We start from the raw sequence: 233 nt of genomic DNA, 5'->3' as shown, positions 1-233 counted from the left end.
TATCATTCGCGCCATTGCGCGTTTCTTCGCGGTTTCCGCTTTCGGTTTCTGATTGTTTGTTCTCAATTTCCGTTTCTGGTTTCTGGTTACTATCGGAAACGGTTTCCGATGATGAGTTCTCAAAATGAGCTATTATTTCTTTTGCTCCGTCATTATCAATCAAGATTCGGTTTCCAGAAACTGAAGTATGTTGTTTCCGGAAACTGGAATCCATCAGTTTCCGAATGGCCGGT

1 protein-coding gene is annotated in these 233 nt (G+C 42.5%); it reads right to left on the bottom strand.

Translation table 11 applies throughout. The annotated features are described in order from the left end of the window. The coding region (locus ACFILW_RS11000) for a hypothetical protein (protein WP_375685854.1) at nucleotides 1-214 on the bottom strand (214 nt) is incomplete at its 3' end. Nucleotides 215-233: the final 19 nt, after the last annotated feature.

The sequence above is a fragment of the Bartonella sp. TT110JLCBS genome (genome assembly GCF_042193405.1).
In the GTDB taxonomy this organism is placed as follows: domain Bacteria; phylum Pseudomonadota; class Alphaproteobacteria; order Rhizobiales; family Rhizobiaceae; genus Bartonella.
Note: the sequence above shows the minus strand (reverse complement) of the source record. Positions and strands in the feature narration are given on the sequence as shown.